Annotated in this window: 15 protein-coding genes and 2 pseudogenes; 4 read left to right on the top strand and 13 right to left on the bottom strand. The window is 60.8% G+C overall.

Features of this window, described 5'->3' with window-relative positions; genetic code table 11:
• Positions 1 to 203 precede the first annotated feature (203 nt).
• Positions 204 to 986, bottom strand: a complete 783-nt coding sequence (locus ABQJ48_RS28285; RefSeq protein ID WP_367841259.1) for an enoyl-CoA hydratase/isomerase family protein — start codon at positions 984 to 986, stop codon at positions 204 to 206.
• A gap of 417 nt (positions 987 to 1,403) precedes the next feature.
• Here ABQJ48_RS28285 and ABQJ48_RS28280 point away from each other — a divergent pair, with 417 nt between their 5' ends.
• Complete coding sequence (locus ABQJ48_RS28280) at positions 1,404 to 2,171, top strand: TetR/AcrR family transcriptional regulator (protein WP_367841258.1); 768 nt, start codon at positions 1,404 to 1,406, stop codon at positions 2,169 to 2,171.
• Positions 2,172 to 2,400: 229 nt separating this feature from the next.
• Here ABQJ48_RS28280 and ABQJ48_RS28275 read toward each other — a convergent pair whose 3' ends face one another.
• Entirely contained in the window at positions 2,401 to 3,495 is a 1,095-nt protein-coding gene (locus tag ABQJ48_RS28275; RefSeq protein WP_367841257.1) for a porin, read from the bottom strand.
• A gap of 341 nt (positions 3,496 to 3,836) precedes the next feature.
• Here ABQJ48_RS28275 and ABQJ48_RS28270 point away from each other — a divergent pair, with 341 nt between their 5' ends.
• Positions 3,837 to 4,760, top strand: coding sequence for an amidohydrolase family protein (locus ABQJ48_RS28270; RefSeq protein ID WP_367841256.1), 924 nt, complete (start codon positions 3,837 to 3,839; stop codon positions 4,758 to 4,760).
• Between the two features lie 104 nt (positions 4,761 to 4,864).
• Here ABQJ48_RS28270 and ABQJ48_RS28265 read toward each other — a convergent pair whose 3' ends face one another.
• From ABQJ48_RS28265 to ABQJ48_RS28225, 9 genes and pseudogenes are all read right to left on the bottom strand, one after another.
• The gene (locus ABQJ48_RS28265; RefSeq protein WP_367841255.1) at positions 4,865 to 5,089 is read right to left on the bottom strand and encodes an NAD(P)H-dependent oxidoreductase; all 225 of its coding nucleotides are present in this window, start codon (positions 5,087 to 5,089) and stop codon (positions 4,865 to 4,867) included.
• A 583-nt stretch (positions 5,090 to 5,672) separates the two neighbouring features.
• Entirely contained in the window at positions 5,673 to 5,801 is a 129-nt protein-coding gene (locus tag ABQJ48_RS28260; RefSeq protein ID WP_367841254.1) for a hypothetical protein, read from the bottom strand.
• Between the two features lie 35 nt (positions 5,802 to 5,836).
• Positions 5,837 to 5,917: pseudogene (locus ABQJ48_RS28255) on the bottom strand (transposase); the annotation flags it as partial.
• Between the two features lie 279 nt (positions 5,918 to 6,196).
• Positions 6,197 to 7,450, bottom strand: a complete 1,254-nt coding sequence (locus ABQJ48_RS28250; protein ID WP_367841253.1) for an MFS transporter — start codon at positions 7,448 to 7,450, stop codon at positions 6,197 to 6,199.
• Positions 7,451 to 7,576: 126 nt separating this feature from the next.
• Positions 7,577 to 8,518, bottom strand: coding sequence for a transcriptional regulator GcvA (gcvA, locus tag ABQJ48_RS28245; protein ID WP_367841252.1), 942 nt, complete (start codon positions 8,516 to 8,518; stop codon positions 7,577 to 7,579).
• Positions 8,519 to 8,670: 152 nt separating this feature from the next.
• Entirely contained in the window at positions 8,671 to 8,901 is a 231-nt protein-coding gene (locus ABQJ48_RS28240; protein ID WP_367841251.1) for an FmdB family zinc ribbon protein, read from the bottom strand.
• 50 nt (positions 8,902 to 8,951) lie between these two features.
• The gene (locus ABQJ48_RS28235) at positions 8,952 to 9,272 is read right to left on the bottom strand and encodes an HNH endonuclease (protein WP_367841250.1); all 321 of its coding nucleotides are present in this window, start codon (positions 9,270 to 9,272) and stop codon (positions 8,952 to 8,954) included.
• Positions 9,259 to 9,498 carry a hypothetical protein gene (locus ABQJ48_RS28230; protein WP_367841249.1) on the bottom strand — a complete coding sequence of 80 codons (240 nt, stop codon included), beginning with the start codon at positions 9,496 to 9,498 and terminating at the stop codon, positions 9,259 to 9,261. The genes ABQJ48_RS28235 and ABQJ48_RS28230 overlap by 14 nt, the downstream gene beginning before the upstream one ends.
• Entirely contained in the window at positions 9,488 to 9,850 is a 363-nt protein-coding gene (locus ABQJ48_RS28225) for a hypothetical protein (protein WP_367841248.1), read from the bottom strand. The genes ABQJ48_RS28230 and ABQJ48_RS28225 overlap by 11 nt, the downstream gene beginning before the upstream one ends.
• A 174-nt stretch (positions 9,851 to 10,024) precedes the next feature.
• Here ABQJ48_RS28225 and ABQJ48_RS28220 point away from each other — a divergent pair.
• Positions 10,025 to 10,174: pseudogene (locus ABQJ48_RS28220) on the top strand (IS5/IS1182 family transposase); the annotation flags it as partial.
• A gap of 582 nt (positions 10,175 to 10,756) precedes the next feature.
• Complete coding sequence (locus ABQJ48_RS28215) at positions 10,757 to 11,737, top strand: M12 family metallopeptidase (RefSeq protein WP_367841247.1); 981 nt, start codon at positions 10,757 to 10,759, stop codon at positions 11,735 to 11,737.
• A 591-nt stretch (positions 11,738 to 12,328) separates the two neighbouring features.
• Here ABQJ48_RS28215 and ABQJ48_RS28210 read toward each other — a convergent pair.
• Complete coding sequence (locus ABQJ48_RS28210; RefSeq protein WP_367841246.1) at positions 12,329 to 13,738, bottom strand: serine/threonine-protein kinase; 1,410 nt, start codon at positions 13,736 to 13,738, stop codon at positions 12,329 to 12,331.
• 33 nt (positions 13,739 to 13,771) lie between these two features.
• Complete coding sequence (locus tag ABQJ48_RS28205) at positions 13,772 to 14,650, bottom strand: c-type heme family protein (RefSeq protein ID WP_367841245.1); 879 nt, start codon at positions 14,648 to 14,650, stop codon at positions 13,772 to 13,774.
• Between the last annotated feature and the right edge of the window lie 24 nt (positions 14,651 to 14,674).

Below are 14,674 nucleotides of genomic sequence, written 5' to 3'. Positions count from 1 at the left end.
ACTATCCCTATGCGCCGGGGTCTTCCGAACGGAGCGGCGTTACTCGAGATATGACGGGAAGTATCATGGGGGATTGAAACGCCCGGAACTTGCGGTGGTTATGCGTCGCAGAAGTCCCGTTTCCACATGCGTCGAGGCACCTCGCGGCATGTGCGAGGTGCTTAGGCGACGTGTGATCTGCTATTGGCTCTTCGCCTTCACGTTCAAGATTTCCTCGACGAATTCGATCGTCCGACGAATCCAGCGACCCGCCGATGGAACGCTTCGGTCGACGCACATCTCAGGAACGCCCGCTTTTCTTCTTCGAGATGTTGAGCGAGTCCGTTCCCGGACGCCGTGCCGACCAGCGCTTTCAACTCCCTGACTGCTGCCGGAGGCACTTCCATTACGCGTTGTGCCAAAGCAAGCGCGGCATCTTCCAGCGCACTCGGATCGACGACAGCCTGCACGATCCCCAATGAATTCGCTTCGTCCGCATTCAGCGCGTCTTTCACCAGCAGCAAATCGAGTGCGCGCGCCGGCCCCAACCGACGCGCCAGATGGAAGGAAAGCCCCCCGTCGGTCGAAGTGCCCAGCTTGCCGTACCCGACAACGAATTGAGCATCACGGGAGGCGACAACGAGGTCGCACGCCATTGCCAGCGAGAAACCTGCGCCTGCCGCCGCCCCTTGAACACTCGCTATGATGGGTATCGGCAGTCGCCGTAACTTCAGGACCAGGTCGTTCAGCGCACTGATCAAGCGTTCGAGACGGTCGTTGGATTTTTGCAGCCCTTCGAGAATCTGGACGAGATCGCCCCCGGCTGAAAATATCCGCCCAGTAGCGCGCAGAACGACCGCCCGATACCGGCCTTGTGCCTCGATATCACCGAGGACGCTCGATAGACCATTGCAGAACTCGAGATCGATCGTGTTTGCCCGCGCTTCGTTTACCAAAGTGATGACAGCGATATCTCCATGGGAGGTCAAGGTGATGTTGGTCTGCATGTAGCGACGCCTGCGTTCGAAGTCCTCTGGTGATAGGACTTGGTTGGGTTCAGGTACGTACCCCGGCCCGGGGTCGCTCGAGTGGGCGCCTCCACCTGAAGACCGGCTGAACCAGGCTCCGGATTCATTGCGCCAATGTGGGTCACACCCGGCGTTTATTATACTTTACCATCGTTAAATGTAAACGTGGGAACGCCCCGAAGGCAGAGGATTGCGAACGCGATTCAGGTGCGAAGACTCATATCGCAAAGGCAGGACGTGCGATCCCATGTATTATACTTTCGTACAGTTTCTACGGCCGGGCTTGCGGCATGGGCGCTGACGAGAGGCAGCCCGAAACTGCAACGAATGCCATTCGTCTTGCCAGGCGTGTGAAAAAGTGCGCTCCGATAACGATATTCCTGTTCGAGAAGCCATATGGTGCAACGTAAAGTTTCCAGCAAAGAAGCGAATCGAAAGGGCCGTCCGACAGAGCTTCGGCGTGCGGAACAGCAACGTGCGCAGGACACCCGTGCCGCCATCATGAATGCCGCGCTTTCGGAGTTCGCCGCGAAAGGCTTCGAGGCTGCGAGCATACGCAGTATCGCGGATCGGGTCGGAGTGCAGCACCCGCTCATCACTTACCATTTCCGTTCCAAAGATATTCTTTGGCAGGCAGTGGCCGAATACGTGTTCGAGCGTATCCGTCACGAGTGGGACGCTTACCTGTCGGAGACGCCCGCCGTCAGCGCCGCAGACCACGTCAAAGGAATGTACAAGGCCCTGTTCAGATTCACGGTCGACTATCCAGAATTCCATCGCTTCATGCTCCAGGAATTCCTGTGTTATAGCCCGCGACTGCAATGGCTCGCTGACACAGTCCTCAAACCGCTGATCGATTGGGTGCTGCCACAGATTCGTTCCGCACAGGAAGATGGCGCGTTGCCCCAATGTGACCCCGTCATCTTTCACTACCTGTTGATCAGTCTGACTTCGACCCTTTCCGGCTTTGGTCCGGAGATGCAAGCAACCGCCAATATCTCCCCGTCCGACCCGACCGTGGTAGATACGTACTGGCAAACGGTCGAGGAACTCGTTTTCAATAGGCAGAAGCGTCCGGAGCAGTCCTTAACGACTGATCTGCGTCCGCAACATACCAGCAAAAAACAGCCGCGTGCATCCAGTCGCTCGAAGAACGCCGACTGAATCGGCGGGCGGACTAGCGGGGAATATTTGTTTCCGTATTTTTAGAGTTGCGAAGCTACGGCATCTGGCGTACCTACGCCTTCCGATACCGGCCAACGACGGGAGAGCTCGCAGAGCGAAACCGTCTCTCCCGTCGCACGCTCCGAACAGTCCAAGCGACTGTTTTCGGCGATACCAGTAGTCTTCCAGGCGATCGTGATTTCCCGTCCTTTCAAGCGCACGAGGCACACTAGAACTTGTGACGCAATCCAATGTGCACGATGGCTTGCGTCTTTCCGCTTGATGGGGCCGAGATATTTGTAATTTGCACCTGGGTTGCCGAACCGCCCGCTTTCTGCACCTCCGCAACGGCGTAGATGTCTGTGCGCTTCGAAAGGATGTAGTCTGAAAACAGACCCAACGCGCGATAGATCGGAGACTGGTCCGTTGCGTCGAGCTTACCGTGGGTATAGATGAACGCGACCCCGACAAGCACGTCGGGGCGGAACTGGTAGCCCAGATTTGCCTCGTAATTGTCGAAGCGAACATCGGCCCCTCCGAAGGCATTCCCGAATCGGGTAGAGGTGTACATGAGCCCAAGCGTTGCCGTGCCGAAATTGTAGCGGGCTCCCGCCCCCCAGATTTTCTGATTTTCCGCCTTTGGCACGTACGCAGAGAATGCAATCGCGTTCGGCACTACGCTGCCAAACACCGCAGTGTACGGATTCTTGATGTCGGTATAGGCCGCGGCGGCATACAGTGGTCCACCGGTGTAACTCAGACCGAACGACTTCACGCTGTTCGAGGAAAACTGCCCTGCCACTCCACCGAAGCTATAAAGACCTTCCAGAGCGAATCCGGCGAACGTAGGACTGGCGTATCTGACAGCATTGTTGATCCGATTGACCCCGGACGTGTTGTCAACATCGTTCAGGTGAGCCAGATAGACGGACCAGTTCAAGCCGGCGCCGACCTTTGACAGCAGGTTGGCCATCTCGTCATATTGACGCCCGAGGGTCACCGTTCCATATTGGCTTGCGATGCCGACGTACGCCGAGCGGCCAAAAAGTGCTCCGTTGTTGCCGATATTGCCCGTAGAAGGGTCGAAGCCATTCTCGAGAACGAAGATTGTCTGCAGACCGCCGCCTAGATCCTCTACCCCCCTTAGCCCCCATCGCGAAACCGAGGCTCCGCCACTCTGCAACTGCCAGTTCGAGTGGCCCTTCTGGTTGCTGGTGTACGTGATGCCTTCATCGACGATCCCGTACAAGGTCACGCTGCTTTGCGCGTACGCGGATGCAGACGATGCACATAGCAAAGCGACGACGCACGATACTCCTTTCATCTGCAGTCTCCTCTCACGTTTTGAATCGATTCGATCCGAGCATTGCCGTTGGCAAATGAAGCCAGCTTTTAACCTTACCGTTTGTGCAGTATTAGGCTACTCGACAATTTACCGAGCGTAAAGCTTTGTGAGACTGGTGCTATCCCTTACGGAACACGTGTCCAGAACTGAGGAATGCGAGTCGAGCGCCGGAGCGAAGCGAACGAGTCGAAGCGATGCACTTCGAAGGGCGCACTATACTTTTCATTCGTAAAATATAGTGTATAGTGGGATCGAGCAGAGCAACGCGTGAAGCGATCTTCGCGCTGCCAGCCCGGAAACCGAAACAGGAGACGATAGACATGTCATTGCGAAAGATTGACACCCATCAGCATTTCCTTCCAAAGCTGTATGTCGACGCTGTCGGCCTCGACATACTGCACGCCGCGATGCCAAACGGGGTTGCCCCTAAGTGGACCGAACAAGCAGCCATCGCGATAATGGACGAAAACGGCATTGACGAGGGCATACTTTCCATCTCGTCCGGCCCCAGGATTCCGGATGCCGCCACCTTGCTCCGCAAATGCAATGACTACGCGGCCGACCTCGGGGCGCGATATCCCGGCCGGTTCGGTTCCTTTGCCAGCTTGCCCCTACCTGATATCGACGCGGCGTTGAACGAGGTCAGTCATAGTCTTGATGAACTGAAGGTCGACGGATTCATTCTTTTCACGAACTACGACGGCATGTATCTGGGGGACCCTCATTTCACGCCGCTACTGGAAGAGCTGGATCGCCGGCGCGCCGTTGTCTTCGTACACCCGAATCAGCCGCCTCATGAAGTGCCGCGCGTTGCTCCGGCGTCTGTTCTCGAGTATCCGTTCGAAACGACCCGCACCGCCGCGAGCCTCCTCATTTCGGGTGCGGTAAGCCGCTTCAAGAATGTGCGATTCATCCTGTCGCACGCGGGGGGCACCATGCCGTTCCTCGTGCCGCGTCTCGCGCTCTCCATTTCCATGATGCCGGGGGCGATCGAGCGTGTGGGCGATCCACTGGAAGCTATCAGATCTTTGTATTTCGACACGGCTCTATCGGGCGGCGCGGCGCCATTGAGCGCCCTCGCGCAAATCACGACCTCCGATCACATCCTGTTCGGGACGGACTTTCCGTTTGCACCGACAACCGCGATCCGACAATTCGGCGCCGTACTCGACGACATCCAGATTCCCGGGATTGAGATGAATAGGGTGTATGGGGAGAATGCCGCTCGATTGCTTGGTCGGTAAGCCGAATCGCAAACGGCCTGAGCTCGGGATCGCCGAAGAATTCGGCGATCGACGCCCTGCGTTCAAGATGGACGCGACGCACCGTTGACTGATGGGCTCACCCATCAAACTGCAATGGTGGCGATCTCGGACAACGCCTTCCTGATGGCGGGCCCGTTGACGTGCGGACCAAACGCAAGCCCTTCGGTGCGCACGATCGTCACATCAAGCAGTCCGAGAAACGCGAACACGGTTCTCAAATAACTTTCATGGTGTTCGGGCCCACTGGTTGTCGTCCCAGGCAGGGAAACGTTCCCGCGCGTCGAAGCAATGACGACCTTCTTGTTCATTCCCAAGGCCTTCGCTTATTCAGTGGCATCGCATCATGGGCCCCCGAATCGCAGGGGGAAAAATCTGCCATGTTCCGTCGGTGTGTCTAAAGAACAGGAACGAAACCGATCGTTGCACCATCTCGACCCGGACGAATCGGGTTCCACCAACGGCTGTTCGACTGAAGACGGTCACGCGAGCGGGTTCGGCCTGAGTGGGCCAAAGCCATTTAGCCACCATGGAACGGAGCGATCCCTCCGCGAACGTCACTCGCTCTTGCACGGTATTCATTGCACGTGAGCTCATTTGGCCTGCCTCCATACCAACAGATCGTCTCGGGCCCCCGAACCAGGAATCGGAGAGGTCACTCCCGCGGCCTCCGAATCCCACCGGTCGACGTGTTTCTCGCTGCAACGCATCATGGTTGACTGCGGCAGGGTCGCTATTATGTTGTCCGACTGTACAGTTTTAGTCTAGGCGACAATTTTCCGTGTGTAAAGTTTTATTGTTTGCGACTGACCACCGTGGCCGGCACCCCTCACGCCCGGCTTTCCCGTATCACGCGACGCGCTGCCGGTGTGGACTGCGCGTCACGCGAGGTGCTTAGAAGTAGTGCAAGATGCCGAAGTAGCCGCCCTGCTGGTTGTGCCCCGGCAGCGGGTGGGTATCGGCCGTCTCCACCGGGAAGGCCGCGTTCTTGCCGTTGAACATCGCCCCGACTGTCAGATACACGAAGGTTTGTTTCGACAGGTTGCAGGTCGTGCCGAGATTGGCTCAAAGCTGCCGTTACGATCGCGCGGGATGTTCAGGCGTAATGGACCGTCTTCGGTGAGCACCGTCTTGTCGCTGTGGCGACCCTGATCTTTCTGTCTGTCTGGCGTCGAGCCGCCAGACATGCGATGCCGCACGCGCTGCCGGGTTTCGCGCCGCTCCTGCCTGAGGCGAATCAGGCGCCGCGGCAGGCGGCGATGTTCGTCAGGCGCTGCTACGCGACGCGCAAGCACGAGGCTGCAACTGCCGCCATTGCATGAGAGCGGGATGACAAAAGACAAAGAAACGGACGGCACGAGCCGTCCGCGTCAATGGCCAATACTGAACACTCGCCTCTGGGAACGCCTCTCCGAAGGTCAGGCGCGCGCCGGTTCGACGGGTGCGTGGACGGTGTCGTCGATTGGGAAATGCAGCAGCGCGGCGAACAGTCCCGCCAATGCCGTCGCGGCCCAGATTAACGTGTACGAGCCCGTCGCGTCGAACACGTAGCCGCCGAGCCACGCGCCGAGGAACGAACCCAGCTGGTGGCTGAGAAACACGACGCCGAACAGCGTGCCGAGATGCCGCGTGCCGAACACCTTGGCGATCAGGCCGCTCGTGAGCGGCACGGTGCCGAGCCACGTCAGGCCCATCACGGCGGCGAACAGCACGACAGAAACCGTCGACTTCGGCAGCAGGAAGAACGCCGCAATCGTCGCCCCGCGAATCAGATACAGCCAGCCGAGCACATGCTGCTGACGGAAGCGCCCGCCAAGCCAGCCGCACGCCCAGCTGCCCGCCATGTTGAATAGCCCGATCAGCGCGAGCGCGGTGGCGCCGAGCCCCATCGGCATGTGGCACAAGGTCAGATAGCCGGGCAGGTGCGTGGCGATGAACGCAAGCTGGAAGCCGCAGGTGAAGAAGCCGAGCGTCAGCAGCCGGTAGCCGCGATGGCGCATGGCGTGCGCGAGCGTCTCGCGCAGCGGCGGGGCAGTGGCCGCTGCGGGTGATGCAGCCAAATGCGGCGCGCCGACTTCCCTACGACGGTCGAGCAACATGCCGAAGGGCGCGGCGACCAGCATGAGGAAGGCGAGCGCGTAGAGCGACGTCGATATGCCCGACGTTTCTCGCACCAGTTGTGCGAACGGCACCATCAGCACCTGTCCCAGCGAGCCGCCCGCGCTTGCGATGCCCATCGCCATGCTGCGCTGCTCAGGCGTCGCGGCGCGCCCGACGGCCGTTAAGACGACGCCAAACGTCGTGCAGCTCACGCCGATGCCGACCAGCAGCCCAAGCCCCGCAATCAGCGCGATGCCGGACGGCGAACCGGCCGCGAGCGCGAGACCCGCAGCGAAGGCAGTAGCGCCGAACGCGACGACGGGCGCGGCACCGTAGCGGTCGGCGGCGGCGCCTGCGAACGGCTGCGCGAAGCCCCACACGAGATTGTGCAGCGCGATCGCAAAGGCCACGAGCGTGACGGGCAGGCCGCGATCGTACGAAAACGGCCCGATGAAGAGACCGAAGGTCTGCCGGATGCCCATGGCCGCGCTGATGATCAGCGCGGCGGCGAAGATCACGTAAAAGGTGGGGTTTTTAAGGGGGGCTGCGTAAGCGGGTTTGGCCGTTGACATGTTTCGTTTCCTCCTGGCGGCATCCTCGCAGCAGCCAGCAGGCGCGACAAACGAAAAGTTTTCGGCGACAGATGAAGAAAATTCACTCGCAGGGGGAGCGGGTGGCGAGTATTTGCTAGCGGGTCTCTAGCGGGCTGCCGTTGTGAAGTGCGTGGCTTCGGCTATTGAAGCAGCGTCGTCGAACGCGTGCGCTTCGTGGAGCAGCCAGCGCTTGAATGCCTGCAGATCGGGCCGCTCGTCCGTGCCTTCCGCGCTGACCAGCCAGTACGCCGTCTTCGCATCGACGGTCGGCGTGCTGGCTTCGACGAGCGTGCCGGCGTCCAGCTCGCGGTTGACCAGCGGCCGTCTGCCGATCGCAACGCCCATGCCCGTCGTGGCCGCTTCGAGCGCCAGCTGGACCGTGTCGAAACGCACGCCGCCCGACGCGTCGATATCGTCGACACCCGCGCCGTCCAGCCACGCCTGCCAGTCTTCGCTCGCGGTGTCGACATGAATCAGTGTCGCGCGGCGCAAGTCGATGTCGCCGTGTGCGTCGCGTAGCTCGTCGCGATATGCAGGGCTGCAAACCGGCACGAGCCGCTCGCCAAACAGCCGGCTCCAGTCGCTGCCCGCCACCGGGCCACGGCTCAGACGGATGCCGAAGTCGAAGCCATCGATGGGAAAGCCCACCTGGCGGCGCGACGTATCGACGGAAACGTTGATGTTCGGCCACTGCGCGCGAAACTCGAACAGGCGCGGCACGAGCCAGCGCATCGCGAGCGTCGGCGCGCAGCTCACCGTCACCGTGCGATGCGTGCGGTTGTCGGGCAGCCGCTGCGTGCCGAGCGCGATCAGCGAAAACGCCTCGGCGATGTAGGGGAAATACTGCTCGCCCGCTGGTGTCAGCGACAGCTTGCGCGGCTCCCGCACGAACAGCGCGACCCCAAGCGCTTCTTCGAGCGCGACGATGCCGTGACTGACGGCGCTCGGCGTCACGTTCAGTTCGGCGGCGGCGAGCTTGAAACTGCCATGCCGCGCCGCCGCCTCGAAGAAGCGCAGCGAGTTCAGCGGAGGCAGGCGAAGCGGCATGGCGCAACCTTTGGGGGTCGTGGGTGAGAGGAAGTGCTTTCGCGCGAGGCAATCGGCGCAGCCCGCATGGCGCGGCTATAGACTAGCGGCGCGCCGCGCGTGCCGCAAGCGGTGAACGTTGCGCGAGGGCATGCCGCGCCGTTCGCACGCGCTCAAGGGCAGCACGAGCAGCCGCGATGCCGCATGCCATATCCGCCTTCACTTTCGGATGCGCCTGCCGACGAACCGCCCGACGCACTGCCCAGCAACGCCGGCGCGCCAACCCGCACGCGTTCCGCGGACGTGCCGCAGCGGGGACAACTGGCAGGTTCGTCGCGTTCGGCGATGCGCCGCGCTGCTTCAAACGTGCCGCATTCGGCGCACTCGTAGTCGTACACAGGCATGACTTGTTCCGTTGTTGTCGGTACCACGCGCCCGATGCGCGCGATACCTTTCAGCGCTTGCGCCGGCTGCTGCGCGTACGCTCGTAAAACCCATCGGGCTTCGTGCGCACCCAGCTCATGAAAGCTCCGACTTGTTCGTTTTCGAGCAGGCGATCGACGGATGCGTAGGTGGTCGCCAGCTCGCGCTCCGAAAAGAGCGCATGCAATTGCCTATGGCAGATCCGGTGCAGCGCGACCGTTTCGCGGCCGCCTTCGGCCTTCGCAACCAAATGATGCTCGTCGCGCTGATCGGCTGGAATCGCGCGGCCACAGAACGGACACGCTTCTTCCGCCGGCGGCCGATACCATGATTCCACTTCAGGCTTTGCCATCGATGCCCCTACCCATCATCGGGATTCTACGGCGTACTTCTGTCTCGAAGCCGAGCATGTGGCGTTCCCGAAACCGATCGGCGTTCGCCACCTTCCCCCGTAGCATGGTCGTCCAGAGCACCGTGCGCCGGTCGGCCGGTATGTGGTCCCACTCGACGGGCACGATGCCCGCCTTCGTGTAATCCCCTTTGGCGCGCATCGCCGAGTAGTTTTCCTCAATCGTCACGATATGGAGAGCCTCGAAGTGGATTGAGCGTGCTGACGGACTCGTCCGCGTCGTTGATCCGCTTACGACGATGCCGTTCGACCAGCTCTGTCAGGGTCGTCTGGATGCGCTTGTAGTGCTCTAGCCGCAGCCCCGTGCCGTCATTCGCGATCGCAACAGTAGAGACCCGTCCCCTGAACTGCCGGATGCGCCTCTTTACGCTCTCGGCCATGATGTGCGTGTACCAGGCGCGCGCCCGGCCCGCAGTGACATTCGAGCGCGCGGCGAGCCACATGATTTCTTCGTAGATCGAGATCAGCGCTGCGCGAAGATCCGCTGCGATATCTGCGTCGGTCGATTCAACAGATCCCATGCTTGCCTCTACCGTTCAACTTCGCATGGGACGGGCGGCGAGCGCAGCGACTGGCGCATCAAGCGCCGCACCGATTCGGTCCGGCACCTTGCGACCACAGCCGTGCCTGCCAGTCTCAATCAGAGTGGAATGTTGGGTATCCTGGTAGACATCGAACGTGGGGAGTGAATCGTCATGATGGGTCGATTGGACAGCGGACAGGACAAACTCTTCTACTCGTTCAACCTCGACAACCACGTCCCGCAATCACACCTGTTGAGAGGCATTGATCGCTTCCTTGATCTGCGAGATCTGCGTCAGCACCTCGCATCGTTTTACAGCCCGACCAAGCCGCGCATTTCCGGTCCGTGCAGCAGCCCCAAAGACTCCACAGTCGGCACAATCGCGCGGCTCAGGCGGAAAATTCCTTCTGACGTCATTGGTCGGCCGCGAGGGCAAAGTCTGATGAAGCTGGGGTCATCATGGGGGCGATTTTTGGCAAGAAAATTCGTTTCTGACATTTCGGGGAAAGTAAGCGCGCTTCACGGCGGCCACCGTTCTTACTTTTTTCGCCGATGAGGCGGATGTCATCACCCACCACCGCGCACTGAAATCCAATCGTGCACCCGAGTCCGGGCAGTGTCATAAAAACCGCCCCAGTCTCACTAGTTCCGTTTCCCTGCAGCCCCCTTTGCGCAGATCCAGGGCTTCGGCGAATACGGCTTTCCGGAGAGCCACGCAGCGAGCTTCGCGCTGCTCGTCTACGCCAGCTGCTGGCTCAAGCGCCATGAACCGGCCGCATTCCTGTGCGCGATAGAAAGCGTCACGTATAGAGCATGATTTTTGTCAAAGGCGAGAGCAAAATCAAAAAGGGGAAAATGAAAGGTCCCCGTCCGAGGGCAAATGATCGCCAACAGGAGGCGCCAAATGAGCGTAATTGTCAGGAACAATCGCTGGCCGTCAAATCGTGTTCCCTATGAGATCGTCGGAAAGCCGGAGGCAGCCGAATGGTTTAAGCAACTAAATGATTGCGTCGGGCATCAACTGCTCGTACCGAGGCTCGCTTCCGATACCAACTATGTTCGGTATACGGCGGGCGATTATTCAAAATCTGAGGCGATAGGGTTCAAAGGTGGCATGCAGACGATAGGCGGCAGCGTTAAACATACCGTCATGCATGAGCTGCTTCATGCGCTCGGCTTTCATCATGAGCAACTGCACAAAGGATTCCCGTGGGACGATAACGATCCAAAGCGCACGGACAACGGTAAAAATCGTATGTTCTCCTACAAAGGGAAAATCAGCAGTTCGGGAAAAAATCTGGCTCTGTACGAACAAATAATGCGACTGGGAGCGAAAGGGAAGACGCCAGAAGATAAAGAGAAATCGGGGATGTTCTATGCCGATAATAATCTCGCGAGCCGATGTGCCATGGTGAACGACCCTACCATCGAACATTTCGGTCAGTACGATATGGACTCGGTAATGAACTACGGCGACTTCCCCACAGCGGTCAGAAACGCAGGCCTCGAACACGCGGCCATGGTTGTTTCCTCGGGGAAAAGTGGCGTGTGCGACGTTCTTAGCAACCAGGACGTACTGGCGCTGGTACACATGTATCCGCCGCCACCTTCGCCGGTCCGGGTACCTTATCGACCGTTTGAAGTCTTATTTGAAGGCTCGGTGAACGACAGCCTCATGCTCAGGTTTTCGGTCCGGGCGGCGCATAATTCCAGCCAGGAAGAGCAGTTCACTGCAGATGCCGAAGGGACGGCGCTTGTGCGCGGCTTCGATCCGCGAAATGCCGAAATTCGAGTCCATCCGTGGCCATACTGGTCCCGGTTGAAGTTCGAGGCGCCTTCGGCACTACCCGGTGGCCGTTACATGTATTCGGTCCGTTTGCTATAGACCTGCTGCCTCCGGGCTTCCTGGCTGGGATCTATCGATACGACACATCCGCTGGCCTGACGTGCATGCATCGGCGACTCTTAACGGATACGGGCGACCGTAGTCGTTTAGGGTTGGTCGATGCCTGCCAACGGCCGCAGGAATGTGAGTGCGCCAGCCCGGTTCGCTGGCAGGCGTCGAACGAGCCTCGATGGAGGAAACGGCGGAGTATCCGATACGGTCGAAGTCCTGGGCTATGGCGATTGATAGGCGGGGATGGCCTGCAAAGATTGGGCCTGTGGCGAACTCGCGTTCAATCTGCGCCGCCGCCCCGACCGCTTCGGGCGAAGTCACGTCGAAAGGACGCGCACGCACGTTCGCGCCCGCGTCGCGCAAGCGGCTCAACCCTTCCACTAGCGGCGCTTCGTCGCGGCCGTTCTGAACGCCTTCGGCGCCGGCGCCCGCGAGCCCCCTTGCGCCAACGCGTGACCCGATCCCCGTACTCGATCCGGTAAGAAGCGCACGATGCCCGCTCCGGTCGAACATCGACGAACCGTGGTCCAGGTCTATTTCGCTTTTGAATTCGATGTACCCCGCATTCAATTCGCGAAGCTACCGCGATGAATCGAGATCGTGCCTGAACTGGCGGCGCTGCGCGGGATCGGTGATGCAGTCTTCGACCCGCTGAACGAACTCGTCGAAATTCGCGGCATGCCTCGCCTCGCGACTGGCGACCATCCTCGCGATCGGGCCCAGATAGACGGTCAGTTTAACGGCGACGGCATCGATGCTGACCTGATCGACTGCACTGGCCGGTGGCGCGCTTTTCGGAACACGTGGGCCCGGCGCGGACCACGTCGCTATCGACGGGTCCTGCAAGCCAGCTGTCAGCCGCGCGAAAGCCTGCTCGAATTGGCTGCGCTCCGCGTCCGGCAACACCGCCGCCAGTTGCGCGCCGAGCGCCGGCAGGTCGTTCGCCAGCGCGGACGCGCGTCGCACCAGAAGACTCGCGAGCGGGCCGATGTGCGCCGCGAGTAGCCGTTCGATCCGCTCGAGCAGCTCCGGCGGCCAATTTTGCGGCGCCGCAGGCACTCGCACGGGCAGGTTGGCGCCGCCGCTCGCAGACGTTCGCGAGGACGCCGACAAATAAGCGTGCGGCGTCACGACAGTGCGGTCATCGCAGACTAGAGCCGGATCAATGGACAACGACCTCAAGCTCGCGAGCCATTGCGCGGCCGAAGCGAAGCGCTCTTCCGGCCGTCTCGCAAGCGCTCTCGCGAGCATCGCGTCAATTGCAGGCGGCAAGGCGGGGACGATCTCCGACGGCGGGCGCGGCGTGTCCTTCATGACCCGCTGCCTGATGGTATCGGGCGAGCCCGCGAACGGCTGACGACCGGTCAGCATCCGATACAGCACAACGCCGGCCGAGAACAGGTCCGAGCGGGCATCGACCGCTTTGCCCTCGAACTGCTCGGGAGACATGTAGCTCGGCGTGCCGATCATCCAGCCGACCGAAGTCGCGGATGAGCCGATGCGCGCGACGCCGAAATCGGCCACTTTCAGAAGCCCCGCCGCCGTGACGAGCAGATTCGCAGGCTTGATATCGCGATGCACGACGCCGACCTCGTGCGCATAGGCGAGCGCGGCAAGCAGTTGCGTGAGCCAATGGAGCGCATCGGACAACGGCAGCGCGTGACCGCGCAACAGCAACGTATCGAGGCCATGCCCGGCGACGTACTCCATCACGATATAGGCCGTGCCGCCGTCCGCGCCGAAATCGTGGACCGTGACGATGTTCGGATGCGCAAGCCGCCCGGCGGCACGCGCCTCGTTGCGAAAACGCTGCAGCAGGTCGCCGCTACGGTCCTCGCTGGCGAGCAGTTCGCGACGCACGGTTTTCAGCGCCACCGCTCTTTCGAGGTGCGGGTCGAATGCGAGATAGACGACGCCCATCGCGCCCGTGCCCAGCACGCGGTCGATGCGGTATTTGCCGATATGCGTAGGCGTTGCTTCGTTGCTCATTCGATTTCCGATCGACGGGAGCGTGGAGGGTCATTATGTCCCGAGCATCCTTAACGCTTCGACGAGACTGGTTTTCATCCGGTTGAACGAGACGGCGAGCGAGGCGATTTCGTCGCCGCCGCGCGTCGAAAACGCCGCGGCGTCGAGCTTGCCGAGGCTGATTTCGTCGGCCGCGCGCGACAGCGCCTTGAGCCGCTTCGTCACGAGGAAATGGACCATCAAGTTCAGCGCGATCAGCACGCATGCGAACACCGCGGCGAACGACACCATGAACGTGCGCCAGACGTTGTGCGCCTGTTCGAGCGGCATCGACATCGGAACGGACACCACCTGCGCGCCGATCGTTTCGTGTAGAGGCCAGTTGAACCCGTTGGCCGGTCCATACTTGTCGAGCATCGTGTGCGGCGCCGCGGCCGGCGTGCTGTGACATTCGAGACATGCGGCCGAGTCGATGCGGGTGGGCCGCGCGATGTAAAGACTGCGGCCGGACGGCGTCGCGCGTTCGCCGATCAATTGCTGCAGTTCGGGGTGGTCATGGAGTCGCCGGATCACATCGTTCTCCCAATCCGTGGCGCGGTCGCGCGGGTTCGTCGGATCGAGCATCGCGTGCTTGTATGAGTACCCCGGAAAACTTTTCTGAATCGCGAGCAGACTCTCGACGGCGGAATACTGAGGAATCGACTGCGGGACGAACGCGTATTTGATCTGGGTGGCCAGCAGCGGCGTCACCTGTTCAGCCGTGTAGTTGTGCACTGCGGAAGCGGCCGCGATCATCAAGTTCGCGTCGCGCACGGTCGTCTGAACTGCGTTTTGCTGCAACACCCGGTCAGCCACGACACCTGTCGCGGCGAATCCCGCGGCGAACACGACGAGAAAGGCGAGATTGAACTTCAGGGTCAACGACAGGTTCATGGCGGCTCCACGCGAATGGTGTGC

This window comes from Paraburkholderia suaedae (assembly GCF_040812055.1).
Lineage (GTDB): Bacteria > Pseudomonadota > Gammaproteobacteria > Burkholderiales > Burkholderiaceae > Paraburkholderia.
This window is presented reverse-complemented; position numbering and strand designations above follow the sequence as displayed.

Excerpts from the sequence above, each read along its gene's own strand:
- ABQJ48_RS28265 (WP_367841255.1), bottom strand. The coding sequence starts at position 5,089 with ATGAACAAGAAGGTCGTCATTGCTTCGACGCGCGGGAACGTTTCCCTG.
- ABQJ48_RS28270 (WP_367841256.1), top strand. The coding sequence starts at position 3,837 with ATGTCATTGCGAAAGATTGACACCCATCAGCATTTCCTTCCAAAGCTG.
- ABQJ48_RS28275 (WP_367841257.1), bottom strand. The coding sequence starts at position 3,495 with ATGAAAGGAGTATCGTGCGTCGTCGCTTTGCTATGTGCATCGTCTGCA.
- ABQJ48_RS28280 (WP_367841258.1), top strand. The coding sequence starts at position 1,404 with ATGGTGCAACGTAAAGTTTCCAGCAAAGAAGCGAATCGAAAGGGCCGT.
- ABQJ48_RS28225 (WP_367841248.1), bottom strand. The coding sequence starts at position 9,850 with ATGGGATCTGTTGAATCGACCGACGCAGATATCGCAGCGGATCTTCGC.
- gcvA (WP_367841252.1), bottom strand. The coding sequence starts at position 8,518 with ATGCCGCTTCGCCTGCCTCCGCTGAACTCGCTGCGCTTCTTCGAGGCG.
- ABQJ48_RS28215 (WP_367841247.1), top strand. The coding sequence starts at position 10,757 with ATGAGCGTAATTGTCAGGAACAATCGCTGGCCGTCAAATCGTGTTCCC.
- ABQJ48_RS28235 (WP_367841250.1), bottom strand. The coding sequence starts at position 9,272 with ATGGCAAAGCCTGAAGTGGAATCATGGTATCGGCCGCCGGCGGAAGAA.
- ABQJ48_RS28210 (WP_367841246.1), bottom strand. The coding sequence starts at position 13,738 with ATGAGCAACGAAGCAACGCCTACGCATATCGGCAAATACCGCATCGAC.
- ABQJ48_RS28205 (WP_367841245.1), bottom strand. The coding sequence starts at position 14,650 with ATGAACCTGTCGTTGACCCTGAAGTTCAATCTCGCCTTTCTCGTCGTG.
- ABQJ48_RS28285 (WP_367841259.1), bottom strand. The coding sequence starts at position 986 with ATGCAGACCAACATCACCTTGACCTCCCATGGAGATATCGCTGTCATC.
- ABQJ48_RS28240 (WP_367841251.1), bottom strand. The coding sequence starts at position 8,901 with ATGCCTGTGTACGACTACGAGTGCGCCGAATGCGGCACGTTTGAAGCA.
- ABQJ48_RS28250 (WP_367841253.1), bottom strand. The coding sequence starts at position 7,450 with ATGTCAACGGCCAAACCCGCTTACGCAGCCCCCCTTAAAAACCCCACC.